General features: G+C 71.4%; 29 protein-coding genes, 1 tRNA gene and 1 pseudogene. 16 read left to right on the forward strand and 15 right to left on the reverse strand.

What is annotated here, in order from left to right:
- Positions 1–73 precede the first annotated feature (73 nt).
- Together LV457_RS11005 and crp are read left to right on the forward strand one after the other, a co-directional pair.
- On the forward strand, positions 74–274 hold the full coding sequence (locus LV457_RS11005; RefSeq protein WP_232171067.1) for a hypothetical protein: 201 nt from the start codon (positions 74–76) through the stop codon (positions 272–274).
- Between the two features lie 105 nt (positions 275–379).
- Positions 380–1,054, forward strand: a complete 675-nt coding sequence (gene crp / locus LV457_RS11010; RefSeq protein WP_232171069.1) for a cAMP-activated global transcriptional regulator CRP — start codon at positions 380–382, stop codon at positions 1,052–1,054.
- Between the two features lie 88 nt (positions 1,055–1,142).
- On the opposite strand, the gene LV457_RS11015 is transcribed toward crp, so the two are convergent.
- The 3 genes from LV457_RS11015 to LV457_RS11025 all read right to left on the reverse strand — a co-directional run bounded on the left by LV457_RS11015 (position 1,143) and on the right by LV457_RS11025 (position 2,663).
- Positions 1,143–1,919 carry an MBL fold metallo-hydrolase gene (locus tag LV457_RS11015; RefSeq protein WP_232171071.1) on the reverse strand — a complete coding sequence of 259 codons (777 nt, stop codon included), beginning with the start codon at positions 1,917–1,919 and terminating at the stop codon, positions 1,143–1,145.
- Between the two features lie 100 nt (positions 1,920–2,019).
- A complete protein-coding gene (locus LV457_RS11020; RefSeq protein WP_232171073.1) occupies positions 2,020–2,505 on the reverse strand; it encodes a RidA family protein in 486 nt (161 codons plus the stop codon).
- Positions 2,502–2,663 (reverse strand): DUF4177 domain-containing protein, encoded by a 162-nt coding sequence (locus LV457_RS11025; RefSeq protein ID WP_163805316.1) that lies wholly within the window; start codon positions 2,661–2,663, stop codon positions 2,502–2,504. Before LV457_RS11025 ends, LV457_RS11020 begins: the two co-directional genes overlap by 4 nt.
- 43 nt (positions 2,664–2,706) lie before the next feature.
- Between LV457_RS11025 and LV457_RS11030 the strand changes: the two genes are divergently transcribed.
- Together LV457_RS11030 and LV457_RS11035 are read left to right on the forward strand one after the other, a co-directional pair.
- Entirely contained in the window at positions 2,707–3,741 is a 1,035-nt protein-coding gene (locus LV457_RS11030) for an ArsA-related P-loop ATPase (protein WP_232171075.1), read from the forward strand.
- Complete coding sequence (locus LV457_RS11035) at positions 3,738–4,871, forward strand: ArsA family ATPase (protein WP_232171077.1); 1,134 nt, start codon at positions 3,738–3,740, stop codon at positions 4,869–4,871. The genes LV457_RS11030 and LV457_RS11035 overlap by 4 nt, the downstream gene beginning before the upstream one ends.
- A gap of 1 nt (position 4,872) precedes the next feature.
- On the opposite strand, the gene LV457_RS11040 is transcribed toward LV457_RS11035, so the two are convergent.
- Positions 4,873–5,226, reverse strand: coding sequence for a WhiB family transcriptional regulator (locus LV457_RS11040; protein WP_232171079.1), 354 nt, complete (start codon positions 5,224–5,226; stop codon positions 4,873–4,875).
- A 301-nt stretch (positions 5,227–5,527) separates the two neighbouring features.
- Here LV457_RS11040 and ponA2 point away from each other — a divergent pair, with 301 nt between their 5' ends.
- From ponA2 to LV457_RS11060, 4 genes are all read left to right on the forward strand, one after another.
- The gene (gene ponA2, locus LV457_RS11045; RefSeq protein ID WP_232171081.1) at positions 5,528–7,951 is read left to right on the forward strand and encodes a transglycosylase/D,D-transpeptidase PonA2; all 2,424 of its coding nucleotides are present in this window, start codon (positions 5,528–5,530) and stop codon (positions 7,949–7,951) included.
- A gap of 59 nt (positions 7,952–8,010) precedes the next feature.
- Positions 8,011–8,970, forward strand: a complete 960-nt coding sequence (locus LV457_RS11050; RefSeq protein ID WP_232171082.1) for a metallophosphoesterase — start codon at positions 8,011–8,013, stop codon at positions 8,968–8,970.
- Positions 8,967–10,070 carry a PLP-dependent cysteine synthase family protein gene (locus LV457_RS11055; protein ID WP_232171085.1) on the forward strand — a complete coding sequence of 368 codons (1,104 nt, stop codon included), beginning with the start codon at positions 8,967–8,969 and terminating at the stop codon, positions 10,068–10,070. The genes LV457_RS11050 and LV457_RS11055 overlap by 4 nt, the downstream gene beginning before the upstream one ends.
- A gap of 241 nt (positions 10,071–10,311) precedes the next feature.
- A tRNA-Pro gene (locus LV457_RS11060) sits at positions 10,312–10,385 on the forward strand.
- 76 nt (positions 10,386–10,461) lie between these two features.
- Here the strand turns inward: LV457_RS11060 and LV457_RS11065 are convergent.
- Positions 10,462–11,052 (reverse strand): TetR/AcrR family transcriptional regulator, encoded by a 591-nt coding sequence (locus LV457_RS11065; RefSeq protein WP_232171087.1) that lies wholly within the window; start codon positions 11,050–11,052, stop codon positions 10,462–10,464.
- A 161-nt stretch (positions 11,053–11,213) separates the two neighbouring features.
- On the opposite strand from LV457_RS11065, the gene LV457_RS11070 reads away from it, so the two are divergent.
- A complete protein-coding gene (locus tag LV457_RS11070; protein ID WP_232171089.1) occupies positions 11,214–12,497 on the forward strand; it encodes a lipase family protein in 1,284 nt (427 codons plus the stop codon).
- A gap of 50 nt (positions 12,498–12,547) precedes the next feature.
- On the opposite strand, the gene LV457_RS11075 is transcribed toward LV457_RS11070, so the two are convergent.
- Genes LV457_RS11075 through LV457_RS11095 form a run of 5 tightly spaced genes read right to left on the reverse strand, consistent with a single transcriptional unit; the run spans position 12,548 to position 16,536 of the window.
- Entirely contained in the window at positions 12,548–12,961 is a 414-nt protein-coding gene (locus LV457_RS11075) for a hypothetical protein (protein WP_232171091.1), read from the reverse strand.
- Positions 12,958–14,169, reverse strand: coding sequence for a DUF58 domain-containing protein (locus LV457_RS11080; RefSeq protein ID WP_232171093.1), 1,212 nt, complete (start codon positions 14,167–14,169; stop codon positions 12,958–12,960). Before LV457_RS11080 ends, LV457_RS11075 begins: the two co-directional genes overlap by 4 nt.
- A complete protein-coding gene (locus tag LV457_RS11085; protein ID WP_232171484.1) occupies positions 14,166–15,113 on the reverse strand; it encodes a MoxR family ATPase in 948 nt (315 codons plus the stop codon). Before LV457_RS11085 ends, LV457_RS11080 begins: the two co-directional genes overlap by 4 nt.
- Positions 15,114–15,124: 11 nt before the next feature.
- Positions 15,125–15,610 (reverse strand): hypothetical protein, encoded by a 486-nt coding sequence (locus LV457_RS11090; RefSeq protein WP_232171094.1) that lies wholly within the window; start codon positions 15,608–15,610, stop codon positions 15,125–15,127.
- On the reverse strand, positions 15,607–16,536 hold the full coding sequence (locus LV457_RS11095; protein ID WP_232171096.1) for a DUF4129 domain-containing protein: 930 nt from the start codon (positions 16,534–16,536) through the stop codon (positions 15,607–15,609). The genes LV457_RS11090 and LV457_RS11095 overlap by 4 nt, the downstream gene beginning before the upstream one ends.
- A gap of 106 nt (positions 16,537–16,642) precedes the next feature.
- Between LV457_RS11095 and LV457_RS11100 the strand changes: the two genes are divergently transcribed.
- Both LV457_RS11100 and LV457_RS11105 read left to right on the forward strand, forming a co-directional pair.
- The gene (locus LV457_RS11100; protein ID WP_232171485.1) at positions 16,643–17,437 is read left to right on the forward strand and encodes an acyl-CoA thioesterase II; all 795 of its coding nucleotides are present in this window, start codon (positions 16,643–16,645) and stop codon (positions 17,435–17,437) included.
- Positions 17,438–17,634: 197 nt separating this feature from the next.
- Positions 17,635–18,645 (forward strand): iron-containing redox enzyme family protein, encoded by a 1,011-nt coding sequence (locus LV457_RS11105; protein WP_232171099.1) that lies wholly within the window; start codon positions 17,635–17,637, stop codon positions 18,643–18,645.
- A gap of 12 nt (positions 18,646–18,657) precedes the next feature.
- Here the strand turns inward: LV457_RS11105 and LV457_RS11110 are convergent, their stop codons facing one another.
- Both LV457_RS11110 and LV457_RS11115 read right to left on the reverse strand, forming a co-directional pair.
- Positions 18,658–18,804 carry a CDGSH iron-sulfur domain-containing protein gene (locus tag LV457_RS11110; RefSeq protein ID WP_232171486.1) on the reverse strand — a complete coding sequence of 49 codons (147 nt, stop codon included), beginning with the start codon at positions 18,802–18,804 and terminating at the stop codon, positions 18,658–18,660.
- Positions 18,805–18,851: 47 nt separating this feature from the next.
- A complete protein-coding gene (locus LV457_RS11115; RefSeq protein WP_232171101.1) occupies positions 18,852–19,547 on the reverse strand; it encodes a HemK2/MTQ2 family protein methyltransferase in 696 nt (231 codons plus the stop codon).
- Positions 19,548–19,716: 169 nt separating this feature from the next.
- On the opposite strand from LV457_RS11115, the gene LV457_RS11120 reads away from it, so the two are divergent.
- A complete protein-coding gene (locus tag LV457_RS11120; RefSeq protein ID WP_232171103.1) occupies positions 19,717–20,406 on the forward strand; it encodes a phosphodiesterase in 690 nt (229 codons plus the stop codon).
- 18 nt (positions 20,407–20,424) lie between these two features.
- Here the strand turns inward: LV457_RS11120 and LV457_RS11125 are convergent, their stop codons facing one another.
- Genes LV457_RS11125 through LV457_RS11135 form a run of 3 tightly spaced genes read right to left on the reverse strand, consistent with a single transcriptional unit; the run spans position 20,425 to position 22,121 of the window.
- Positions 20,425–20,607: a hypothetical protein gene (locus LV457_RS11125; RefSeq protein WP_232171104.1), complete on the reverse strand. Its 183-nt coding sequence runs from the start codon at positions 20,605–20,607 to the stop codon at positions 20,425–20,427.
- 22 nt (positions 20,608–20,629) lie between these two features.
- The gene (locus LV457_RS11130; RefSeq protein WP_232171105.1) at positions 20,630–21,616 is read right to left on the reverse strand and encodes an LLM class F420-dependent oxidoreductase; all 987 of its coding nucleotides are present in this window, start codon (positions 21,614–21,616) and stop codon (positions 20,630–20,632) included.
- Between the two features lie 40 nt (positions 21,617–21,656).
- The gene (locus LV457_RS11135) at positions 21,657–22,121 is read right to left on the reverse strand and encodes a GatB/YqeY domain-containing protein (protein WP_232171106.1); all 465 of its coding nucleotides are present in this window, start codon (positions 22,119–22,121) and stop codon (positions 21,657–21,659) included.
- A 71-nt stretch (positions 22,122–22,192) separates the two neighbouring features.
- On the opposite strand from LV457_RS11135, the gene LV457_RS11140 reads away from it, so the two are divergent.
- The 4 genes and pseudogenes from LV457_RS11140 to LV457_RS11155 form a co-directional block, all read left to right on the forward strand.
- On the forward strand, positions 22,193–23,194 hold the full coding sequence (locus LV457_RS11140; protein ID WP_232171107.1) for a hypothetical protein: 1,002 nt from the start codon (positions 22,193–22,195) through the stop codon (positions 23,192–23,194).
- Complete coding sequence (locus LV457_RS11145; RefSeq protein ID WP_232171108.1) at positions 23,194–23,841, forward strand: DUF4129 domain-containing protein; 648 nt, start codon at positions 23,194–23,196, stop codon at positions 23,839–23,841. The genes LV457_RS11140 and LV457_RS11145 overlap by 1 nt, the downstream gene beginning before the upstream one ends.
- Complete coding sequence (locus LV457_RS11150) at positions 23,842–24,966, forward strand: DUF4350 domain-containing protein (protein ID WP_232171109.1); 1,125 nt, start codon at positions 23,842–23,844, stop codon at positions 24,964–24,966.
- A 10-nt stretch (positions 24,967–24,976) separates the two neighbouring features.
- Positions 24,977–25,928: pseudogene (locus LV457_RS11155) on the forward strand (AAA family ATPase); the annotation flags it as partial.
- Between the last annotated feature and the right edge of the window lie 8 nt (positions 25,929–25,936).

Here is a 25,936-nt window from a genome sequence, read left to right on the forward strand (position 1 = left end):
CAGCGTACTGACGGTACGAACCGACCGGCTTTCGTGACCGGGTCGAGACGTCGGCCCGGTTGAATCCTGCGCTATGACCTGGCTGTTCGTCCTGTTCACCCCGCTGTTGCTGATGGGGGCGACGTTCGGGTTGAACCGATTGGAACAGCACATCGGCGAGGCCTCGCGGGACGCGCAGCGGCGCGCCACGCCCGCGGCCGCCGGTGGCCGGGCAGCGCTGTCGGCGCAGGCCAATCCTGGATTTCGGCCGACTCGCCATCCCGATCCTGTGTAGCGTCGTCGGTCGAGGCCGAGAAGTGGCCTACCTTAGACTCACACCGCAATACGGCACATCCGTCGTTTGCGCGGCTCGATGACACCGACGGATTGAAGGGGCAACGTGGACGAGATCCTGGCGAGGGCCGGAATCTTCCAGGGGGTCGAACCCAGCGCGGTCTCCGCGCTGACCAAGCAGCTCAATCCGGTCGACTTCCCGCGGGGGCACACCGTGTTTGCCGAAGGCGAGCCCGGCGACCGGCTCTACATCATCATCACCGGCAAGGTGAAGATCGGCCGGCGTTCGCCGGACGGCCGCGAGAACCTGCTGACCATCATGGGACCGTCGGACATGTTCGGCGAGCTGTCGATCTTCGATCCCGGCCCCCGGACGTCGAGCGCCACCACCATCACCGAGGTGCGCGCGGTGTCCATGGACCGCGAGGCTCTGCGCGGGTGGATCGCCGACCGTCCGGAGATCGCCGAACAACTGCTGCGGGTTCTGGCCCGCCGGCTGCGCCGCACCAACAACAACCTCGCGGACCTGATCTTCACCGATGTGCCCGGCCGCGTGGCCAAGCAGCTGCTGCAACTGGCCCAGCGGTTCGGCACGCAGGAGGGCGGCGCGCTGCGCGTCACCCACGACCTGACGCAGGAGGAGATCGCCCAGCTGGTCGGCGCCTCGCGGGAAACCGTCAACAAGGCGCTCGCCGACTTCGCCCACCGCGGCTGGATCCGCCTCGAGGGCAAGAGCGTGCTGATCAGCGACTCCGAGCGGCTGGCCCGCCGCGCGAGATAGCACTCGCGCCCGCTGAAACCAGCGTCGCCGAGATCGACGAAAAGGCGCCTTCGTCTCGCACATTGGCGCCCGTTTGTCGGTTTGGGCGCTACGAGTGCAGGTAGTCGAGCTGCGCCTGGACGGACCATTCGGCGGCGTCCCACAGCGTCTCGTCGACGTCGGTGTAGACGTGCTCGACGATCTGCCGGGCCGTGGCGTCGTCGCCCAGCGCCGCCAGCGCCGCCCGCACCTGCTCCAGTCGCTCCTCGCGATGGTCGAGGTAGTACTGCGTCACCGCGACGAGGTCGTCGAGCTCGGGGCCGTGGCCGGGCAGCACCGTGCGATGCCCCAGGACCTGCAGCCGTCGCAGCGATTCCAGGTAGTCGCCGAGGCTGCCGTCCTCGCGGTCGATGACGGTGGTGCCGCGGCCCAGCACGGTGTCGGCGGTCAGCACGGCATCGTCGATCACGAACGACAGCGAGTCGGCGGTGTGGCCCGGCGTCGCCATCACGGTGATGCGCAACCCGGCGGCGTCGATGACCTCCCCGTCGCGCAGCGGGCCGCCGAGACCCCGCAGGAAACCGCTACCCACCGAGCGGACGACGGCGCCGGTGCGGTCGACGAGCTTGTCGATGCCCCCGGTGTGGTCGGCGTGCCGGTGGCTGATCAACACCAGCGAGACCGTGCCGACGGCGGCGATCCGGTCGATGTGGCCGTCATCGTCTTCCGGACCGGGGTCGACGATCACCACCTCGGCGCTGCCCGGCCCCCGCAACACCCAGGTGTTGGTGCCGTCGAGCGTCATGATTCCCGGGTTCTCGCACAGCAGCACCGACGCCGTCTCGGTGACGGGCCGCAGCTGCGCGTACGCCGGGTGCTCGCTCACGCGACCTCGGCCCAATCGTCGCTCACGCGACCTCCGCCCAATCGTCGCTCACGCGACCTCCGCCCAATCGTCGCTCACGCGACCTCCGCCCAACCGTCGCTCACGCGACCTCCGCGACCAGCTCCACTTCCACCGGCGCATCCAGCGGCAATCCCGACACCCCGACGGCCGAGCGGGCGTGCGCGCCGGCATCGCCGAACACCTCGCCGAACAGCTCCGACGCGCCGTTCACCACGGCGGGCTGACCGGTGAAACCCGGCGCCGACGCCACGAAGCCGACCACCTTCACGATGCGGACGATCGCGTCGACACCGACCAGCGCGTGCACCGCGGCCAACGCGTTCAACCCGCAGATCCGGGCGAGCGTCGCGGCGAGGTCGACCGAGACCTCGGCGCCCACCCTGCCGGTGACCAGCAGTTTGCCGTGCGCCATCGGTAGCTGGCCCGCCGTGAAGACGAGGTTGCCAGTGCGGACGGCCGGCACGTAGGCCGCCAGCGGGGCGACGACCTCGGGCAGCTCGATCCCCTGCTCGCGCAGCCGGGCGGACCACCGCGTACCCACCGGGTCCCCGCCGGCTGCGCTCACTTCGGGCGTTTGAGGTACGCGACGTGCTGCTCGCCGGTGGGCCCCGGCAAGACGGCCACCAGCTCCCAGCCGTCGGCCCCCCACTGGTCGAGGATCTGCTTGGTGGCATGGGTCAGCAACGGAACCGTCGCGTACTCCCATGTCGTCGGCTCACTCATGGGCTCACCTTATCGGGCGCGGGCCCTTGGATAGCATGACCACGTGGCTTCGTCACCCAACGTCGGGACCGACGGCTCGCCCTCCGTGGGCTGGCCCGCACGGCTGCGCAACGCGCGCCTGCACTTCGTCAGCGGCAAAGGCGGCACCGGCAAATCGACGGTGGCGGCGGCGCTGGCACTGGCGCTGGCCGCCGGGGGCCGGCGGGTGCTGCTGGTCGAGGTCGAAGGCCGCCAAGGTATCGCCCAGCTCTTCGACGTCCCGCCGCTGCCCTACGCGGAGGTGAAGATCGCCACCGCGGAGGGCGGCGGACAGGTCAACGCGCTGGCCATCGACACCGAAGCCGCGTTCCTCGAGTACCTCGACATGTTCTACAACCTCGGGCTGGCCGGCCGGGCGATGCGGCGCATCGGGGCGGTCGAATTCGCCACCACCATCGCGCCGGGGCTGCGCGACGTGCTGCTGACCGGCAAGATCCGCGAGGTCGTCACCCGCGCCGACAAGCCCGGCAAGCAGATCGTCTACGACGCGATCGTGGTGGACTCGCCGCCCACCGGACGCATCGCCCGCTTCCTCGACGTCACCAAGGCCGTGTCCGATCTCGCCAAGGGCGGGCCGGTGCACGGCCAGGCCCAGAGCGTGGTGAAGGTGCTGCACTCGGAGCTGACCGCCATCCACCTCGTCACGCTGCTGGAGGCGCTGCCGGTGCAGGAGACCCTCGAGGCCATCGAGGAACTGCGCGGGCTCGGACTGCCCATCGGCAGCGTGATCGTCAACCGCAACATCCCGGCCTACCTCGCGCCCGCGGACCTCGCCAAGGCCGCGCAGGGCGACATCGACGCCGACGCCGTGCGCTCCGGGCTCAACGCGGCCGGAATCACGTTGTCCGAGAACGATTTCGCCGGCCTGCTCACCGAGGCGATCGAACACGCCAGCCGCATCGCCGCCCGCGCCGAGAGCGCCGAGCAGCTCGACGACCTGCAGGTGGCGCGCCTCGAACTCCCGACGCTGACCGACGGGGTCGACCTCGGCGGGCTCTACGAACTGGCGGAAGTGCTGAGCGCACAGGGGGTCTCATGAGCACGGCACCACCCGCCCTCGACATGGGCGCGATCCTGACCGACCGCAACAACCGAGTCGTCGTGTGCTGCGGCGCGGGCGGCGTGGGCAAGACGACGACGGCGGCGGCCATGGCGCTGCGCGCCGCGGAGTACGGCCGCACCGTCGTGGTGCTCACCATCGACCCCGCCAAGCGGCTCGCGCAAGCGCTCGGCATCCAGACCCTCGGCAACGTGCCGCAGCGGGTGCCGCTGGCGCCGGAGGTGTCCGGCGAACTGCACGCCATGATGCTGGACATGCGGCGCACCTTCGACGAGATGGTGGTGCAGTACTCCGGACCTGAACGCGCCGAAGCGATCCTGGAGAACCAGTTCTACCAAACCGTCGCGACGTCGCTGGCCGGTACGCAGGAGTACATGGCCATGGAGAAGCTCGGCCAGCTGCTCTCGGAGGACCGGTGGGATCTGGTCGTCGTGGACACCCCGCCGTCGCGCAACGCCCTCGACTTCCTCGACGCGCCCAAGCGGCTCGGCAGCTTCATGGACAGCCGGCTGTGGCGGATGCTGCTGGCGCCCGGCCGCGGCATCGGCCGCCTGGTGACCGGCGCCGTCGGATTGGCCATGCGAGCCATGTCGACCATCCTCGGCTCGCAAATGCTCTCCGACGCAGCGGGTTTCGTGCAGATGCTCGACACGACGTTCGGCGGGTTCCGCGACAAGGCCGACCGCACCTACGAGTTGTTGAAGCGGCGCGGCACCCAATTCGTCGTGGTGTCGGCGGCCGAGCCGGACGCGCTGCGCGAGGCGACGTTCTTCGTCGACCGGTTGTCGCAGGAGCGGATGCCGCTGGCGGGGCTGATCCTCAACCGCACCCACCCGACGATGTGCGACCTCGGCCCGGACGTGGCGAGCGACGCCGCGGAAAAGCTGGCCGAAGCCGATCCCGAGTCGATCGCCGCCGCGGTGCTGCGCATCCACGCCGACCGGACCATGACGGCACGCCGCGAGGTACGACTGCTGTCCCGCTTCACCGCGGCCAATCCCAAGGTGCCGCTGGTCGGTGTGCCGTCGCTGCCGTTCGACGTATCGGACCTCGAGGCGCTGCGCGCGATCGCGGATCAGATCACCGGCGCGGCGACCGCCGTCGAGTAGCTCAGCTCACGCTGCGGTGCTTGCGCTGGGCGGCGAAGAACTCCGCCCATGACGACACCTCGGGGTGTTGCTTCAGCAAGGCGCGGCGCTGCCGCTCCGTCATGCCGCCCCACACCCCGAACTCGACGCGGTTGTCGAGCGCGTCGGCGCCGCATTCGGCGATCACCGGGCAGTGTCGGCAGATGATCGCCGCTTTGCGCTGTGCGGCCCCGCGGACGAACAGTTCGTCAGGATCGGCGGCCCGGCAGCGGGCTTGCGTCACCCATGCGATGCGCGCCTCCGCCTGTGCACCGTGGACCACACCGGTGAGTGAGGTCGACATGGTCCTACGGGCCGCGGGCCGTGATGAAGTCACCGGCGATCCCTCCGTTTCCCGGCCGCCGAAGCGACTATCCCCAAGACGCGCGCCGCTGTTGCGATCTACGCCACATTGCGCCCCGAAGTGTTACCTATGTCGCAATGTGGTTACAAGCTAAGTGCTCAGGGCCGGTTTACGCAACACTTCGTGACCGGCTTTTGTGGCACTGCCGTCCAGACCCGGCCACTCCGCATCGGTCGCCGCCCCAACCAGCGCGTCTCGCCCGGCACGAACCGTGGTAACGGCGTCAGGATCGTCGAATTGTGTTCGCGTCGGCAGTCCTCAGTACGCTGTTGCCATGTCGGATCGTCCGCCGGTCGGCGTCACGCTGGTCAAGCTGGCGTGGTGCTGCCTGCTGGCCAGCGTCGTGGCCGCGGGTTTGATGTTCCCGTTCGTCGGTGGCGTCGGGCTGATGTCCAACCGCGCATCCGACGTCGTGGCCAACGGATCAGCCCAGCTCGTCGAGGGCGAGGTGCCCGCCGTCTCCACCATGGTCGACGCGCAGGGCAACGTCATCGCCTGGCTGTATTCACAACGCCGCTTCGAGGTCAGCAACGACCAGATCGCGGACACGATGAAGCTCGCGATCGTCTCCATCGAGGACAAGCGGTTCGCCGAGCACAACGGCGTCGACTGGAAGGGCACGCTGACCGGTCTGTCGGGATACGTCTCCGGGAACCTCGACACCCGCGGCGGCTCCACCATCGAGCAGCAGTACGTGAAGAACTACCAACTGCTCGTCGTGGCGCAGACCGACGAGGAGAAGCGAGCGGCGATCGAGACCACGCCGGCGCGCAAGCTGCGGGAGATCCGCATGGCGCTGACGCTCGACAAGACGTTCACCAAGCAGGAGATCCTCACCCGCTACCTCAACCTGGTGTCGTTCGGCAACAACGCCTTCGGCATCCAGGACGCGGCGCAGACGTATTTCGGCGTCGACGCGGCGCAGCTGAGCTGGTCGCAGTCCGCCCTGCTGGCCGGGTTGGTGCAGTCGACGAGCGCGCTGAACCCCTACACCAACCCTGAGGGCGCGCTGGCCCGGCGGAACCTGGTGCTCGACACGATGATCGAGAACCTGCCGCAGTACGCGCAGGAGCTGGAGGCGGCGAAGGCGGAACCGCTCGGTGTGCTGCCCACCCCGCAGGAACTGCCGCGCGGCTGCATCGCGGCCGGCGACCGGGCCTTCTTCTGTGACTACGCGCTCGAATACCTGGCGCGCGCGGGGCTCAGCAAGGAACAGGTCGCCCGCGGCGGATACCTGATCCGCACCACGCTCGACCCGAAGGTCCAGGACACCGTCAAGCGCGCCGTCAACGAGAACGCGCCCCCCGATCTGGACGGCGTGGCCAGCGTGATGAGCGCGATCCGGCCCGGCAAGGACCGCCATCCGGTGGTCGCCATGGCCAGCAACCGCAACTACGGGCTCAACGGCGACGCGGGCGAGACCATGCAGCCGCAGCCGTTCACGCTCGTCGGCGACGGCGCCGGCTCGACGTTCAAGGTCTTCACCGTCGCCGCCGCACTCGACATGGGCATGGGCATCAACGCCCAGCTCGACGTGCCCGGCCGGTTCGAGGCGAAGGGCATGGGCAGCGGCGGCGCCCGCGGCTGCCCGAAGGACACCTGGTGCGTGCAGAACGCCGGCTCCTACCGGGGTGCGATGAACGTGACCGATGCGCTCGCGACGTCACCCAACACCGCGTTCGCCAAACTCATCCAGCAGGTCGGGGTGCAGCGCACCGTCGACATGGCGGTGCGGCTGGGGCTGCGGTCCTACGCGCTGCCCGGCACCGCGCGGGCCTACGACCCGGAGAGCAACGAAAGCCTCGCCGACTTCATCAAGCGCCAGAACACCGGGTCGTTCACGCTGGGGCCCTACGAGGTCAACGCGCTCGAGCTGTCGAACGTGGCGGCCACGCTGGCCTCCGCCGGCACCTGGTGCCCGCCCAGCCCCGTCGACAAGGTCTTCGACCGGCACGGCAACGAGGTCGCGATCACGACGGACGCTTGCGAGCAGGCGGTGCCCGAAGGGTTGGCGAACACGCTCGCCAACGCCATGAGCAAGGACGACCAGGGCTCGGGCACCGCCGCGGGGGCCGCCGGATCGGTGGGCTGGGATCTGCCGATGTCCGGCAAGACGGGCACCACCGAGGCGCACCGGTCGTCGGCGTTCCTGGGCTTCACCAACCAGTACGCAGCCGCGAACTACATCTTCGACGATTCGTCGAGCCCGTCGGAGCTGTGCTCGTTCCCGCTGCGGCAGTGCGGCAGCGGTGACCTGTTCGGCGGCAACGAGCCGGCACGCACCTGGTTCTCGGCGTTCAAGCCCATCGCCACCGACTTCGGTGAGATCCGGCTGCCACCCACCGATCCCCGCTACGTCGAGGGCTCGCCGGGCTCGCGAGTGCCCAGCGTCGCCGGCCTCTCCCAGGACGTCGCCCGGCAGCGGATCCGCGACGCCGGTTTCCAGGTGTCCGACCAGACGAACTCGGTGAACAGCAGCGCGCGCGCCGGCACGGTGGTCGGCACCTCGCCGAGCGGGCAGACCATCCCGGGCTCGATCATCACGCTGCAGCTGAGCAACGGCATCGCACCTGCGCCGCCGCCGCCGGTCGACGTCCCGAACGGACCGCCGCCGCCGGTCGGCCAGACGGTCGTCCAGATCCCGGGCCTGCCGCCGATCACGGTGCCGGTGCTCGCGCCACCGCCACCACCGCCGTGACCCGCGGCCGTGCTGGTCGTCGCGAGCACGGAACGTCGTCCTCGCAGTACGCTGGCCGCATGACTGACGGGGTCTCGGTGTTGAAAACCTCCGCTGCCGTCGCGCTGGGCAGCGTGGCCGGCGGCATCGCGTACGGCTCACTGATCGAGCGCAACGCGTTCACCGTGCGGGAGTGCACCATGCCGGTGCTCGCACCGGGCTCGTCGCCGCTGCGGGTACTGCATCTCAGCGATATCCACATGCGGCCCGGCCAACGTCGCAAGCAGGCGTGGCTGCGCGAGCTCGCCGCCTGGGAGCCGGACTTCGTCATCAACACCGGCGACAACCTGGCGCACCAGAAGGCCGTGCCGTCGGTGGTGCAGGCCCTCGGCGACCTGCTCAGCGTTCCGGGCGCCTTCGTCTTCGGCAGCAACGACTACTTCGCACCCAAGCCGAAGAACCCGGCGAAGTACCTCACCGACCCCAAGCACCGGACGCTGGGCACGCCGCTGCCCTGGCAGGATCTGCGCGCGGCGTTCACCGAGCGGGGCTGGCTCGACATGACGCACGTCCGCCGGGAGTTCGAGGTCGCCGGCCTGCACATCGCGGCGGCCGGCGTCGACGACCCGCACCTCAAGCGCGACCGGTACGAGACCATCGCCGGGCCGGCGAGCCCCACCGCGGATCTGCGGCTGGGCCTGACGCACTCACCCGAGCCGCGCGTGCTCGACCGGTTCGCGGCCGACGGCTACGACCTGGTGCTGGCGGGCCATACGCACGGCGGGCAGCTGTGTGTGCCGTTCTACGGCGCGATCGTCACCAACTGCGAGCTCGACCGCTCGCGGGCCAAAGGCGCGTCGCAGTGGGGCGCGCACATGAAGCTGCACGTCTCGGCCGGCATCGGGACGTCGCCGTACTCCCCGATCCGGTTCTGCTGCCGGCCCGAGGCCACGCTGCTCACGCTGGTGCCCACTCCGATCGGCGGCGCCGACGCCGCGATCCGTTCACTGCAGAAGCACCCGACCGCATCCGTGCGGTGACGACGACGGCGTCGTCGGTCGCTGCCCGGCAGCATCCGCGGGCGTGGCTCGACAACGCCGTCCAGCTCATCGAGGCCGACGCACGGCGCAGCGCCGACACCCATCTGCTGCGGTATCCGTTGCCGGCGTGGGCGGCGCGCCACGACGTCGCGCTGTACCTGAAGGACGAGACCACCCACATCACCGGGAGCCTCAAGCACCGGCTGGCGCGCTCGCTGTTCCTCTACGGGCTGTGCAACGGCTGGATCGCCGAGCACACGACCGTGGTCGAGGCGTCGTCGGGGTCGACCGCGGTGTCCGAGGCCTACTTCGCCGCCCTGCTCGGGCTGCCGTTCATCGCGGTGATGCCCGCATCGACGAGCCCGGCGAAGATCGCGCTGATCGAAGCCCAAGGCGGCCGCTGCCACTTCGTCGAGCGCGCCGGCGAGGTCTACGCCGAAGCCGAGCGGTTGGCGCGGGAGACCGGCGGCCACTACCTCGACCAGTTCACCAACGCCGAGCGGGCCACCGACTGGCGCGGCAACAACAACATCGCCGAGTCGATCTTCGAGCAGCTCACCGAGGAGCGGCATCCGGTCCCGGAGTGGATCGTGGTCGGTGCCGGCACCGGCGGCACCAGCGCGACCATCGGCCGCTACATCAGGTACCGCCGCCATCCCACGCGGCTGTGCGTGGTCGACCCGGAGAACTCCGCGTTCTTCCCGTCCTATGCCGCCGGGGAGGAGGTGCGGACCGGGGCGTCGTCGCGCATCGAGGGCATCGGCCGGCCGCGGGTGGAGCCGTCGTTCCTGCCCGACGTGGTCGACCGGATGGTGGCCGTACCCGACGCCGGATCCATCGCACTGGCTCGCCACGCCAGCACGGTGCTGGGACGGCGGGTCGGCGCGTCGACGGGTACCAATCTGTGGGGTGCGTTCGGGCTGCTGGCCGAACTGATTGCGCAGGGGCGAAGCGGGTCAGTGGTGACGCTGCTGGCCGACAGCGGCGACCGCTACACCGGCACGTACTTCGACGACGACTGGCTCATTCAACAGGACCTGGACCCTGGCTGCGTCGCCGACGCCATCGCCGAATTCGAGCGCTCCGGCACCTGGGTCTGATCGTCCCCGACGGGCTCGTCGTCGGGCTCGCGCGTCGCGAACAACCACAGCGCCGCGAGCGCGAAGAACCCGCAGTACACTGCCGCTCCCAACCCGGTCATGGCGCCTCCGTCGTCTCGGTCCTGCTGCCAGAACACCACCGCTGCGCCCGTTTCGTCCCGAGCCACGCCGCACGGGTTACGCGACCGTCCCGCGTTTGGCTTCGCGGGCCACCCGTGCGATACGCTGTCGTGGCTTATCGCGGGGTGTGGCGCAGCTTGGTAGCGCGCTTCGTTCGGGACGAAGAGGTCGTGGGTTCGAATCCCGCCACCCCGACTCGCGTCATCGCAGAAGCCCTGATTCGGCCCAGCCGGTCAGGGCTTCTTCGCGTCCGGCGGCCGCAGCGCTCGCACTACCCGCCGCCGCGGGGGCCGCTCCCCGGTGCGGTGCCGGTGAGGATGGTCTGGATCCAGGCGTCGAGCTGCTCGACGTCGGCCACCACCGGCGTGCCGTGGGTGAAGCTCATCATCACGCCGTTGATCAGGGCCAGGAGCATCGCCGCTCGTTCGTCGACGGTGCCGGCGGCCGGCTCGGCGTCGCCGTGCCAATCGCGGATGACCTGGCGGACGAGGTCGGTCACCTTGACGGTGAAGCGTTCGAGAAGCGCGGCCAGCTCGGGTTCCCGACTGGCTTGCATGGTCAACTCGTACCGGGCGCGGGTGCGGGTGAGATACGGCTCTGCGCTGGAGGCCATGACGAGCGCGGCCAAGCCCCGGGTGCCGGTGTAGCCGGCCGTGGGATCGCCGGCCAGTTCGGTCATCCGCGACAGGTCGGCGACGTCGAGCTCGGTCATCCGTTCGGCGACGCCGAGCAGAAGCGCTCGACGGGTGCGGAAGTAGAACGACGTCGTGCCGGCCGGGACGTTCGCGTGCCGGTCGACCTTGCCGTGACTCACCTCGCGGGCGCCGCGGCTTCCCAGCAGGTCTATCGCAGCGTCGCTCAATTCCCGCCGACGCTCGCGAGCGTTGTACTTCCGCCGTTCTCCGATGGCTGTCCAGGGTACCGAGGCGTGTGCCGCCGCAGCGGACGTCTCGCAAGGCAAGTATCTCTACGAATATAGAGAAATCCCTTCCTGCGGCGCCCTCGCATTGCTAGCGTCCGGACATGCTTCGGTCTGGCGGGATCCTGCTCGCCGTCATCGTCATCGCGTGCGGCGCGCTCGGAGTGGTCCCGACCGCCGGTGCCGACGCGGGCGACTTCGGCACCTTCTACGAACCGCCGGATCCCTTACCGGTCGGACCGCCCGGCGAGGTCCTGCGCTCCGAACCGTCGCGCATCCCCGCCGCGGTCGACTTCCCCGACGCGCTACCGGCGACCGCCACGCGACTCATGTATCGCAGCGCCAACGCCCGCGGCATTCCGACCGCGGTGACCGGCACCTACATCCGCCCGACGCTGCCGTGGACCGGGCCGGGTCCGCGACCGCTGATCTCCTTCGCCGTCGGCACCCACGGCCAGGGCGACCAGTGCGCACCCTCCCGCCTGCTCAACGAGTACCTGTACCAGAACCGCGTGCTCGACACGTTCCTCGAGTACGAGCTGCTGCTGATCCAGCGGATGATCAAACGCGGATGGGCCGTTGTCGTCACCGATTACGAGGGACTGGGCACACCCGGCGTACACACCTATGTCAATCGGGTCGCCTCCGGCCAGGCGGTCCTCGACGCCGCGCGCGCCGCGCGAAACCTCCCCGAGTCCGGGGTCGATCCGACGGCACCGATCGCGCTCTACGGGTACTCCCAGGGCGGCGCCGCGACGGCGTCGGCAGCCGAGCTGGCCCCGACGTATGCCCCCGAACTGCCCATCGTCGGCACCTACGCCGGAGCGCCACCGGCCGAACTGTCCGGACTGCTGCCTTTCCTCGACGGCAGTGTCGTGTCCGGCATCCTCGGCTACGTCATCAACTCCGCCATCGCGTCCTACCCCGAACACGCCGACGCCATCCACCAGGCGCTGACCCCCGACGGCGAGGATCTGATCGCCAAGACCCAGAACCAGTGTCTCGGGGAGACCATCGCGAACTTCATGTTCCGCCACAACCGGCGCTACTTCACCGTCGACACCGAGCTTGCGCCCAGCCTGGAACCGTTCAAGAGCATCTTCGCCGACCAGCGCATCGGCCTGCGCAAGCCCGCCCAACCGGTGCTCATCGTCAGCAACCGCTACGACCCGCTGGTGCCCTACGAGCCGGCTGCTCAACTGGGGCGCGACTGGTGCGCGCAGCACGCCGACGTCGAATTCTTCACCAACGAGCAGCCGCCGCTGTTCAACAAGCTCATCGCCAACCACGCCTTCCCCATCGTCGTCGACGCCCACCGCGCGCTGGAATGGATCGACGCCCGCCTCACCGGCGGACCGCCCACGACACCCAACTGCGGCCAGTTCTGAACCGAGCGCATCCTGCCCCGTTGCGGCCGAGGGCGCCGCGGGAAGTGCCCCTACTTCTCGCCGCCGACGAACGGCCACGCCGCGAGCGCGTACACCCCGAGCGCGGCAGGGGCGGCGACGAGCGGCACCCACGGCAGCGTCACCGGCACCCACGTCACCGCCAGCACCGCACCGGTGAAGCCGAGCGCGGCGAGCGCCGTCGTGCGACCGATGGCGGCGTCGTAGCGCGTCAGCAGGTAGGCCGTGGCGGCCACGCCGGACAGCGCGACCGCCTCGGGCGCGGCGTCGGACATCGCGAGGGCCAGCACGACGCCGGCCACCGCCACCGTCGCGGCGGGCCGGGCGAGCACCCCGACGGCCACCGCAGCTGCCGCTGCCACCAGCACCGGCACCGCCGCGGCGACCACCTCCAGCGCCGCCGCGAGCAGCATCACCACCCCGAACGCCACGCTCAGTTGCCTCATCGGACGTACCTGCGCCGCCGGTCGGGCAGCACGTGCATCGCCTGGTCCAGGCCGCTGTCGGACTGCCACGCGACGACGTCGACGCCGACGGTCGCCATGTCGCGGTACATGAAGGACCGCTGCAACGACCACATCCGCGCGACCAGCGGATCGGCCTGCTCGGGCAGCGGGAACCCCTCCAGCACGTCGACCGCGACGACGACGTGCCCGCGGGTCCGCAGGTCGATCAGCGCCAGCGCAAAGGCGGTGTCGAGCAGTGTGGAGAAGCCGATCACGATGGCGCCGGGCGGCACGGCGGCCCGCGGCGCCAAGGTTCCCGTGGTCGTCTCGAAGGTGCCGCTCGCGTCGAGCACGGTGTCGAGCACCCGGTAGAACTGCCGCCGCCCGATGTCGGCGCCGATCCACCGCGGCCGGCTGCCGCCGAGCGCGACGATGCCGGCGCGGTCGCCGTTGCGCAGTGCGGTCTGCACCACCTGCACCGCGCCGTGCACCATGCGCTCGGTGGCGTCGGTCGCCGGGCCGGGCGGCTGCGCGCTGCCGTCGACGAGCACGACGACATCGGCGGCCCTGTCGGTCAGCCGCTCGGTGACGTGCAGGCTGCCGCGCCGCGCGCTGACCGACCAGTTGACGGTGCGCAGCGGATCGCCGGGGACGTACGACCGGATGTCGGCGTATTCGACGCCGGGGCCGACATGACGGGTGAGGTGGGTGCCGAGCCGGTCGGGTAGGTCGGTGCGCGGCAGCGCCGTCGGCTGCGGCGCCGCCATCGGATACACCGTCAGCTCGGCGGCGTCGACCACGGCGACACCGGTGAACAGCCCGCCCGCGGAGACCATCTCGACCTGCACCCGCAGCGGATACCGTCCCCAGCGCTGCGCCGACATGTCGACCGTCGTGCCGTCGTCACGCAACGTCGCGTCGAGGCCGTCGACGCCCACGACCCGCAGCGCCACCGGGCTCCTAGCGGACGCGCGCACCGTGAACCGCACGGTCTCGCCCTCGAAGCACCGCTCACTCGCCGGCTCGGCTGCCACGTCGACGGCCGACGCCGGCCGCTGCCAGCTGACCGCGCACAGCACACCCAACAGCGGCGCCGCGAACACCAGCAGCTGCCACCTGCCCGCCACCGCGGCCGCCAGTGCCAGCGCCGCGCACGTCAACAGCACCTTCGCCAACGGTGATGCCCGCCAACGGAGTTCGGGCGTCATGCCCGCGGAACCGGCAACCGTCGCAGCAGTTCGCCGATCACGTCGGCGCCGCGCACGTGCCGCACCCACATCTCCGGTCGCAGCGTGATCCGGTGCGCCACCGCGGGCACCGCCAGCGTCTTCACGTCCTCGGGGACGACGTAGTCGCGGCCCAGCAGCAGCGCCCGAGCGCGTGCGAGCTGGACGAGGTCGAGTTCGGCGCGCGGGCTGGCGCCGACGGCGACCTGCGGATGCTTGCGCGTCGCGGCGGCGAGTGAGACCACGTAGCCGAGCACGTCGTCGTGCACGGTCACCTGTTCGACGGCTTCGCGCATCGCCACCAGCTCGTGGGCCGCGACGACCCGCTCCACCACGGCCGGCGCCGAGCCGCGATCCAGGCGCCGCCGCAGCATCGAGGTCTCCTCCTGCTCGGAGAGGTACTGCAGCTCCAGCCGCACCGCGAACCGGTCGAGCTGCGCCTCGGGCAGCGGATAGGTGCCCTCGTATTCGATCGGGTTGTCCGTCGCGAGCACGATGAACGGCTCAGGCAGCCGGTGGGTGACGCCGTCGATGCTCACCTGGCTCTCGGCCATGGCCTCCAGCAGCGCGGCCTGGGTCTTGGGTGGCGTGCGGTTGATCTCGTCGGCGAGCAGCAGATTGGCGAAGATGGGGCCCGGACGGAACTCGAAGCGGCCGGACTGCATGTCGTAGATCGTCGAGCCGAGCAGATCGGCGGGCAGCAGGTCCGGGGTGAACTGCACGCGGGTGAACTGCAGGCCGAGCGCGGCCGCGAACGAGCGGGCGATCAGCGTCTTGCCGAGCCCGGGCAGGTCCTCGATCAGGATGTGGCCGCCGGCCAGCACCGCGGTGAGGATGAGCGTCAGCGCCGACCGCTTACCCACCACCACCCGGCCGATCTCGTCGAGCACCGCCTCGGCGCGGGTGGTGGCGTCGGTCGCCGACATCGACACTTCGGTCATAGCTGCTCCAGCCGCCGCAGGATCTCTTCGAGCGCGTCGCGCCCCGGACCGGGTTCGTTGGCGCGCGAGGCGATCACGTTGTCGGGATCCACCCAGGCCCACAGGTCGGTGCCGAACAGCAGCTCACCGCTGGCCCGGTAGGCGTCGGGGTTGCGGGCCTTCACCTGGCCGGTGGCCGTCGCGAACTGCCGCGCCAGCAGCGGTCGCAGGTGCCGGTCCCAGTCCCGGCGGCTGGCGTCCGACCAGTTGATCAAGGTGTGGGTGCGGGCGAGCCAGCGCCGCAGCGTCACCGCCGGATCGTTCGAATCACCGGCCGCCGCAACGGCTCCCGCCGTGACCGATACCGCGTGCCGCACCGTGACCAACGCGAGCACCAGCGCAGCGGCCGCCACCCACGTCGCCGTCGCGCGGTCGGGCAGCGCCAGCGCCAGCGCCTCCGCGCCGACCACGAGGCAAAAGGCGCCCGCGAGCAGGGTCTTCATGCGCCGGTGTGCAATTCGTCGAGCACCTGCCCGAGCACCGAGACCGCGACCTGCCGATGCTCTTCGGTCATCACGTGTGGGCTGAAGCGCGCTTCGGCGAACAACTCGACGAGCGTCGCGGCGCTGTCGGCGCGCAGCGCCCGCTGCTGCACCGCCCGGGCGAGCACCTCCGTCGGGGTGTCGTACTCCTGCGGCACGGCGCCGGGCACGCGCGCGAGCTCCCGCTCCATCGCGGCGTAGCACGCGATGATGGCGTCGCGCGGCTCCCGCTCCAGATCGGTGATCTCGGCCAGCCCGAGCTCCGCTGCGCGCGCGAGGCTGTGCGACGCCGGGGACGCCTCGGGCGTCGTGACCGGTGTGGGCGACGCGGCGTCGGAAGGCCGGCGACGCGACGAGGCGACCGATCCGGCGGCGACGAGGAAGAGCATGAGCATCGTCGCGAGCGCGAGCAGCGGCAGCGGGTCGGGCCGCTCGCCGGGTTGTTCGGTGGGCGAACGCGGCGCACCGGGCGCGCCGGCCGGATCGCCGCCCCGCATGCCGCTGCTGCCGCCGTCGTCGGGCCCGTCGAACTCCAGCCGGTTGAGCAGCGCGACGACAAGGAGCCACACCAGCACCGACACCGCCACCGCCAGCCAGAAGCGCCAGGTCGGGCGCGCGCGCTGACCACCGACGCCGGTCGGCAGGGCGCGCGCTGCGGGGGCCACCGCCCGGCCGGCGCGCAGCCGGACCACCACCGCGATACCCAGGACGGTGAGCCCGAGCCCGAGGATCGCGACGATCACGATCGGCGCGGCGGCGCTGTCGTCGGCGCGGGCAGCCGGGCGGGTCCGCTCGGGCAGGTAGCCCTGCAGGCCGATGGCCGCAACGAGGAGCAACGTCAGGACCGTGAGTGCCCGGCGTTCCGGCGTATCGATGCCGGCGACCATGGTCGCGACGGTACCCCGGGCGGTTCACCCGGAACCGTCCTTTTGGGGCGGGGCCGAACGGCACCCGACCAAGCGGTCGGTAGCGTCACCGCCGATGACCGCACCCATGGCCGCACCGGACCGCAGCTGGCTTGCCGCGCTGATGTCGTTCCGCCGCGACGGCGGCGACGTGTTCACGACGACACCGAGCGAGGGCCCCAACGACCGGCTGTTCGGCGGCATGGTCGCCGCCCAGGCGCTGGCCGCGGCGGGCGCGACGGTCGAGTCGGCCAAGCATCCGCAGTCGCTGCACGCCTATTTTCTGCGCGGCGGCCGCTACGACCTCGACGTCGAGTTCCACGTGGCGCGCTCCCGCGACGGCCGTTCGTTCGACACGCGCCAGGTGACGGCCGTGCAGGGCGGTGCCGTCATCCTCGAGTTGCTGGCGTCGTTCCACGCCCCCGAGCCCGGCACCGACTGGTATCCGGCCCGCGAGCCGGGCGTCACCTTCGACGACGCGGTGCCCAAGTCGCCGGACATCGACTTCGGTGACCGCTTCGACATCCGCACGCGGGTCGAGGACACGTCGGTCTTCGCGATCCCGCCGTTCTGGATCCGCTCGCGGGCGCCGATCGAGGACGACCCGCTGCTGCGGGCCTGCGCGCTGACGTTCATGTCCGATCTCGGGCCGGTGCCGGCCGCCGCACCGCCCGACTTCCGCCACCGCCGGGACAAGGCGTTCGCCACCACGCTGGACCACGCGGTGTGGTTCCACCGGCCCACCGACCCGGCCGAGTGGCACCGCTACGAGGTCGACCGCGTGAACCACAACGACTCCCGCGGGCTGGTCGTCGGTTCGTTCTACGACGCGGCCGGCCGGCTGATCGCCAGCATGACGCAGGAAGCGCTGTGGCGCCGCTGACGCCTCCCGGCAGTTGAGTTCCACATCCCGGCGTTGAGTTCCACTCAGCGGCGGGAAATTCGTCGAAATCTCGCCGTGGCGTGGAGATCAACGCCCAGGAGTGGACATCGACGCGCGCGGCGTCGCGGCCGGGCGCAACCATGACCCGCGGCTGACGCCACGTTTGGGTGCGACGCGGGCGGGGGTAGACCTGCGCCATGACGCTTGCTCTCACCGCGATCGACCCTGCCCTGCCCACGGCGCGGGGACCGATCTCGGCCGCGGTGCTCGACGCGTTGCGGCAGCCGCCCGGCGACACGGCCATCGCGGTCCCGGTGGCCGACGCCGACCCGTGGGGGCAGGATCTGCAGCTGGCGCTCTACGTCCTCTACGAGCTGCACTACCGCGGGTTCGCCGGAGTCGACGCCGACCACGAATGGAATCCGGAGTTGCTGCGGCTGCGGCGGCAACTGGAAGCACCGTTCGAGGCCGCGGTCCGCGCGGAGGTCGGCGACATCGGAGCCGACGAGCGGGTCGACGCCGAGATGGACGGCCTGTGCGTCGAACCCGCCGACGGCAACGGCCCGTCATACTACCTGCGTGACCGCGGCACCTGGGATCAGCTCGCGGAGTACTTCGTGCACCGCTCGGTCTATCACCTCAAGGAGGCCGACCCCCACGCCTGGGCCATCCCGCGGCTGGTCGGCCACGCCAAGGCCGCGTTCGTCGCCATCGAATTCGACGAATTCGGCGGCGGGCGCGGCGATCACGTGCACCAGCAGCTCTACAGCGATCTGCTCGAAGCGGCCGGCCTGAACTCCGCCTACCTGGCGTACCTCGACGCGGTGCCGGCCGAATCGCTGGCCGTCGTGAACCTGATGTCGCTGTTCGGGCTGCACCGCCGGCTGCGCGGCGCCACGGTCGGACACTTCGCGGCCGTCGAGATCACGTCCTCCCCCGGGTCCAGGCGCCTCGTCGAGGCGATGGAACGGCTCGACGCGCCCGAGGCCTGCAAGGCCTTCTACGCCGAGCACGTGGTCGCCGACGCCGTCCACGAACAGGTGGTGCGCACCGACGTGGTGGGCGATCTGATCGCGCGGGAGCCGCAGCTGGAGCGCGATGTGATCTTCGGGATCCGGGCGTGCGACGCGGTGGAGAACCGGCTGGCCGCCCACCTGCTCGACGCCTGGACCGCCGGCCGCTCGTCGCTGCGCCGGCCGTTGACGTAAGGCGCGGACCCGCTAGGCCGGCCGGCGCCTGCGGCGATGGCTGGTGTCGCACAGCGGATAGGTCTTGCTGCGCTTACACACACAGATCGCGACCATGAAACGGTCGCAATCCACGCTGGTGCCGTCGGGCAGCTCGATGCTCACCGGGCCCTGCACCATCACCGGACCGGCCGGCACCACCCGCACGACGCGACGGTCGTCGCCGGTCACCTCTTGTCGCCCCGGACCACCACGAGCTCTTCCTCGCGACGCCCCGGCTCCAACCGGCCCTGCGACTCCAGCCACTCGGCCCGCGCTTCCATCACCGGCCCGAACGGGACGAAACGGGTGGCGGCCAGCGATGTCTTGAGCCCGGAGGCCGTCAGCGCTTCGAGGGTGGCGTCGGTGTCCGAGAACTCCGAGTGCACGATCAGCACGGTGCCGCCGGGCGCCAGCAGGTCACCGGCCGCCTTGCACAACGGGTCCAGCACCATGCGGCCGTCGTCGCCGGCATCCCAGGCGCGGGTCGGGCCCACCTCCGCCGGGATCTCCTCCACCGCGGAGTGGGGCGTGACGGGCACGTACGGCGGATTGGAGATGACGAGGTCGAACGGCTCCAGGCAGAGCGCCTCCTCGAGCGATCCGAGCCGCACGTCCACCCCGACACCCTGCCGCTGCGCGTTCGACTGCGCGCACTGCACCGCGCGCGAGCAGATGTCGAACGCCGTGACCGACGCGGCGCCGAACGTCGCGGCGGCCACCGCGAGCACACCGCTTCCGGTACACAGGTCCAACACCCGGCGACCCGCTGCGAGGCCGGTGCGCTCCAGCACGTCGACCATCAGATGTGAATCGTCCTGCGGTGCATACACTCCCCGGTCGGCGACGATCGCCTTGCAGACATCGGGGTAGGCCAGCGTCACCGAGCCTGACCTGCGGTCGGGGCGTTTCGCCGTCGAATGCTCATAACAACCTTTCGACACTCGTTGTCGCGGGCGGGAGCTGAATGCCCTTGGGGCGACGGCGCGAAACACGTTTGTGCACTGACGACGCCGGCAACCCGGTGACGAATCCGTCATGAAAGGAGCGCTCGTGAAGGCCTCTGACCTTGCCGCCCTGCCCCTCCAAGTGGGATCTGCGGTCCGTCACCGCCGGGTCTTCCATCCCATCGGCGTGCTGGCGCGCGGGCGGCTCGAGCGCACGGCCCCGCCCGGTGTAGGGCTCCCCGTCGAGTCCACCGACGTGGTGGCGCGCGTCTCCAAGGGCGCCGGCGTCCCCGGCGCCCTGCCCGATGTGATCGGGCTGGCGGTGAAGATGCCGCCGCAGGCCTTTGCCGCCACGGCATGGGATCTGCTGCTGGTCTCCGCGGGGTCGGGGCTGCTCACCCGCTTCGCGCTGCGACCCACGCTCACCTGGGGCGGCACGGCCATGACCACGCTGATGCCGCTGCGCTACGAGGACGCCTGGTGGTGGGTGCAGGCGCGGCTGACGACGGAGCTCGAGGGCGGGCTGTCCATCGACGCCGTGTCGGAGGCCATCGCGAACGGCGGCGTGACGTTCGAGCTGAGCCAGGCCCGGGGCACCGGCGGGTTCGAACCGCTCGCCACGCTGACGCTGACCGAGGTGGTGCCCACCGACGAGCAGCACGACGTCAACTTCGATCCCACCCGCAACAGCGCCCCGAACGTGAAGCTGGGCCCCGAGTGGCTGACGCGGCTGCGCGAACGCGCGTACTGGCGCAGCCGCAAGGGCCGCCACGCACCGGGCGCCAACCCGGAGTAGCCGACGGCGCGTGCCGACTCAGTCGGTCGGCTCGCCCTCGCCGTCTCCGCCGCCGCCCGCCTGGACGTCCTCGGTCAGCTCCGGGGCGTGCTCGCGGGTGGCCATCCCGCCCTCGCGGCCGTGGTCGACCGGACCGGGCGGGGTCTCGTCTTTCGCGCTGTAATCGTCGGCGTCTTCCTGCGGCGACGTGTCGTATGCCATGGGGAATCCTTTCCGGGAGTGGCTAGTGGGCAGCCGCGCGCAGCGCCGCGAGCAGCGGTTCAGCGGCCTCGTCGAGGAAGCGCTGCTGTCCTTCGTCGCCGACCTGCACCAGCGCGATGTCGGTGAAGCCGGCCTCCCAGTAGGCCCGCACCGCGTCGACGATGGCGTCGAGGTCCGGTCCGCACGGAATGTTCTCGGCGACGTCGGACGGCCGCACGAACTGGGTGGCGGCGGCGAAGCCGTGCGGGGTGGGCAGATCGGCGTTGACGCCCCAGCCGCCGGCGAACCACCGGAACTGGTCGTGCGCCCGGGCGATCGCGGTGTCGCGGTCGCGGTCCCAGCAGATCGGGATCTGACCGATCGCGCGGACGTCACCCGGCAGGCCGGTCGCCCGCCGCGCCCGGTGCCAGCCGTCCACCAGGTCCTTGTCGGGCTCGACGGCGATCAAGTGATCGGCCAGCGGCGCGAAGGTGCCCACCGACTTCTCGCCGGAGACCGCCGCGGCGATCGCGACCGGCGTCTCGGGCAGATCCCACAGCCGCGCCGAGTCGACCTCGAAGTATTCGCCCTTCCAGTCGACCAGCTCGCCGGTGAACAGCTCGCGGATGATCTGGATGGCCTCCCGCAGCATGTCCTGGCGGCGGACGGCGGTGGGCCAACCCCGCCCGACGACGTGCTCGTTGAGGTTTTCGCCGCTGCCCAGCCCGAGCGTGAACCGGCCGTCGGCGAGGATCTGCAGCGTCGCCGCCTGCTGCGCGACGATCGCCGGGTGGTAGCGCATCGTCGGGCAGGTCACGTAGGTGAAGAGCTCCAGCCGCTCGGTGGCGTGCGCCACGGCGCCGAGGGTGGTCCAGGCGTTCGGCGCGTGCCCCTGGGTGGCGAGCCACGGCGAGAAGTGGTCACTGGAGACGGCGAAGTCGAAGCCTCGTTGTTCTGCCGAAACCGCATAGGAGACAAGCTGTTTCGGCCCGCTCTGCTCCGTCATCAGGGTATATCCGAACCGCGTCATGCCCGCCGGATACCCCCGGCCATCCGCACAGAAACGACGCCTACAGCCGCGCCCTGACCGCCGCCGAGATTCGCGCGCCGTCGGCCTTGCCCTGCGCGTCGGCGGTGGCCGCCCGCATCACCAGGCCCATCTCCTTTTGCGTCGGCCGGCGGCCGATCTCCTCGGCGACCTGCGCGAGCGCGGTGTCGACGACGTCGGCCAACTCGGCCTCCGTCAACTGCCGCGGCAGGTAGTCCTCGATCACCATCGCCTCGGCGCGCTCGTTGGCGGCCAGCTCGCCGCGGCCGTTCTGGTCGTAGACGGTGGCCGCCTCGGCGCGCTTCTTGGCCTCGCGCGCCAGCACCTTGACGACGTCGGCGTCGGTGAGCTCGCGGGACTCCTTGCCCGCCACCTCGGCGTTGGTGATCGCGGCCAGCAGCATCCGCAGCGTCGCCGTCCGCAATTTGTCCTGCGCCTTCATGGCCGCCGTGAGATCCGACCGGAGTCGCTCCTTGAGTTCCGCCATAGGCTCGGACGTTACGCCGGCGGCGGCGGGTGTGTTTGCCTTGCGTCATGCCCGCCGCAAGGATGGTGGCCATGACGAGCCCGACGACGGCGGCGCCCGGCGGGCCGGTCCTGCTGCCGTCGGGGGTGGTGCCGTGGCGACCGCTCACGCTCGCCGACGTCTTCAACGGCGCGGCCGCCTACGTGCGCGCCAATCCGCGGACCACGTTCGTCCTGACCACCGCCGTCGTCGTGGTGATGCAGCTGTTTGCGCTGCTGCTGCAGGCGTTGCCGCTGCACGGCCTGACGACGCCCGACGAGGTCGCGGCCCTCGATCCGGCGACGGTCGTCGCCGCCGTCGTCGGTGCGTTCGCGTTGTCCGCCGTGACCTTCACGTTGTCGAATGTGCTGGTCGGGATGCTGTCGCTGGTCGTCGGGCACGCCGTCTTCGGCGCCACCCCCGCTCTGCGCGAGGTGTGGCGCCGGCTGAAGGGGCGGCTGGTGCCCCTGATCGGTCAGTCGCTGTTGGTGGCGGTCGCCTACTCGGTGGGCGCCGCGCTCTTCGCGGTCGTGGCAGGGGTCGCGATCGCGTTCCTCGGCGCGCTCGGACTCGTGCTGTCCGTCGTGCTGGCCCTGGTCGCCGGGACGGCCGTCCTCTACCTGTGGGTGTCGGTCACCTTCGCCCCGGTGGTGATCGTGCTCGAGCGGCTGCCCGTGTTCGCCGCGATCGGGCGTTCGTTCCGGTTGACCCGGCGCGGGTTCTGGCGGGTGCTCGCTATCCGATTGCTGGCCGCCGTGGTGTTCTACGTCGTCGGGCTGGCAGTGGCGGTCCCGTTCTCGCTGCCCGGTGATGTGCTGCGCAGCGGTGACGGCTCGTGGCCGGTCGCGCTCACCGGTTGGGCGCTGCTGGCCGTCGGCGGCGCCGTCGCCAAGCTGGTGACCGCGCCGCTGACGGCCGGCGTGGTGACGCTGCTCTACGTCGACCGGCGCATCCGCGGCGAGGCGTTCGACCTGCTGCTGCGCACCGGAACGTCATGGCGCCCGGGCGATCCGGTCGACGACGCCTGGCTGCCCTTCCCATCCCGGAGGCGTTGATGCCGCCGGTGGTCATCGACCGCGACGCCGCCCGCGAGGCTGCCGAACGTGAGCTCGCGGATCCGAAGTACCCGAAGCCGAGCACGCTCGACCAGCTGCTCGACACCGTCCGCGGCTGGCTGTCCGACCTGATCGCCGCCGGCGCCGACACCCCGGGCGGCTGGTTCACCGTCGTCGTGGTCGTCACGCTGGTCGCCGTCGCGGCCGTGGTGGCGGTGCGGACCGCCCGCCGGGCCATGCGGACCGCCGCGGGCGCCGACCACCCGCTCTTCGACGCCGCCGACCTCAGCGCCGACGAGCACCGCGCCGCCGCGCAGCGCGAAGCGGCGGCGGGCAACTGGCGCAGTGCGATCCGGCAGCGGCTGCGGGCGGTCGCCCGCCAGCTCGAACAGGACAGCGTGCTGCCGCCGATCGCCGGCCGCACCGCGACCGAACTGGCCCGCGACGCCGCCGCCCACGCGCCGGAGCTGCGCGACGAATTGGTCGCCGCCGCAGCGACGTTCGACGACGTCACGTTCGGCGAGCGGATCGGCACCCGCGGGGCCTACCTCGCGATCGCCGACCTCGACGACAAGCTCCGCCGGCGAGCCGCGAGACACGTTGTCGCCGAACGACCTTCGCCGACCGCCGAGTGGGCGCAGCGCTAGATGACCGCCACCACCACGCTTCCGGCCGGGCGCCGGCGCACCTGGCTGGTGCTCGCGCTGTGCGTCGTGGTCGTCGGTGTCGTCACCGCGGTGGCGGCGGTCCTCACCGCGCCGCGGCCGGGGAGCCGCCTGGCCGCCGACTCCACCGGGCCCGACGGCGCTCACGCGCTGGTCGCACTGCTCGAACGCCAGGGTGTCGACGTGGTCGTCGCCCGCACGATCGCCGACGTCGAGCGCGCGGGGCGCCCCGACGCGCTGCTCCTGGTGGCCCAAACCCCCTACCTGATCGACGGATCGAGCTACGCGCGGCTCGCAGCGGTCGCCGGCGACCGCCTCCTCGTCGAACCGACCAGCGCGACGCGGGAAGCGCTGGCACCCGGCGTCGACACCGACTCCGCGGACCGCGGCGACGCCGCCCCCGGCTGCTCCCTGCCCGCCGCCCAGCGGGCCGGGCGGGCGGCGTTCGGGTTCACCGAGACCTTCCGCGCGTCGAACGGCACGTCGGCCACCAGCTGTTACGGCGGCGCCCTGGTGCGCTACCGCGACGGCGATCGCACCGTGACGGTCGTCGGCAGCGGCGACTTCCTGACCAACGCCGGCCTCCCCGACCAGGGCAACGCCGCGCTCGCGATGAACCTGGCCGGGGAACGCAGCCGGCTGATCTGGTACGCCCCGCAGCGGATCGACGGCGAAACGCATACCGACGCCTCGATTCTCGAGCTGCTGCCGGCCGCGGTCGACTGGATCGTCCTGCAGCTGGTGGTCGTCGTCGCGGTGGTGGCGCTGTGGCAGGGCAGGCGGTTCGGTCCGCTGGTCGCCGAACAGCTGCCGGTCGTGGTGCGCGCGTCGGAGACCGTCGAGGGCCGCGGCCGGCTGTATCGCTCGCGGCGCTCCCGCGACCGGGCGGCCGCTGCGCTGCGCGCCGCCACGCTGCAGCGCCTCCTGCCCCGGCTCGGCCTGCCGGTCGCCACCGCCGCGACCGCCGTCGTCGGCGCCGTCGCCGCGCGCACCGGCCGCCGCCCAGATGTGCTGCACCACATCCTCTTCGGACCGCCGCCGGCCACCGACGACGAGCTCGTCGCGCTGGCCCACGAACTCGACACCATCGAAAGGCAGGCCGTGTGACGAACCCGACGCAAGCGCCCGAGCGGGCCCGTGAGGCGCTGCTGGCGCTGCGCACCGAGATCGGCAAGGCCGTGGTGGGGCAGGACGCCGTCGTCAGCGGGCTCGTCGTCGCGCTGCTGTGCCGTGGGCACGTGCTGCTGGAAGGCGTTCCGGGCGTGGCGAAGACGCTCCTGGTGCGGTCGCTGGCGGCGGCGCTGCAGCTGGAGTTCAAACGCGTGCAGTTCACCCCCGACCTGATGCCCGGCGACGTCACCGGCTCGCTGGTCTACGACAACCGGACCGCGGCGTTCGAGTTCCGCGCCGGCCCGGTGTTCACCAACCTGCTGCTCGCCGACGAGATCAACCGCACGCCACCAAAGACGCAGGCGGCGCTGCTCGAGGCGATGGAGGAGCGGCAGGTCAGCGTCGACGGCGATCCGCGCGCCCTGCCGGACCCCTTCATCGTGGCGGCCACCCAGAACCCCATCGAGTACGAGGGCACCTACGCGCTGCCCGAGGCGCAGCTCGACCGGTTCCTGCTCAAGCTCACGGTGCCGCTGCCGCCGCGGGACGCCGAGATCGCGATCCTCGACCGCCACGCCCGCGGCTTCGACCCGCGCGACCTGTCCGGGGTGCAGGCGGTCGCCGGCGCCGCCGACCTGGCGGCGGGCCGGGCCGCCGTGGCGCAGCTGCACGTCGCGCCGGCGGTGCTCGCGTACGTCGTCGACGTCGTCCGGGCCACCCGGCAGTCGCCGTCGCTGCAGCTCGGGGTGTCACCGCGGGGCGCGACGGCGCTGCTCGCCGCCGCCCGGGCGTGGGCCTGGCTCACCGGACGCCACTACGTCACCCCCGACGACGTCAAGGCGATGGCCCGGCCCGTGCTGCGACACCGCGTCGCCCTGCGGCCGGAGGCCGAACTCGAAGGATCGACCGCCGACGGCGTGCTCGACGGGATCCTGGCGTCGGTGCCGGTGCCGCGATGAGGTCCCGC

Origin of the sequence: Mycobacterium sp. MYCO198283 (genome assembly GCF_021213805.1) — a bacterium.
Taxonomy (GTDB): domain Bacteria; phylum Actinomycetota; class Actinomycetes; order Mycobacteriales; family Mycobacteriaceae; genus Mycobacterium.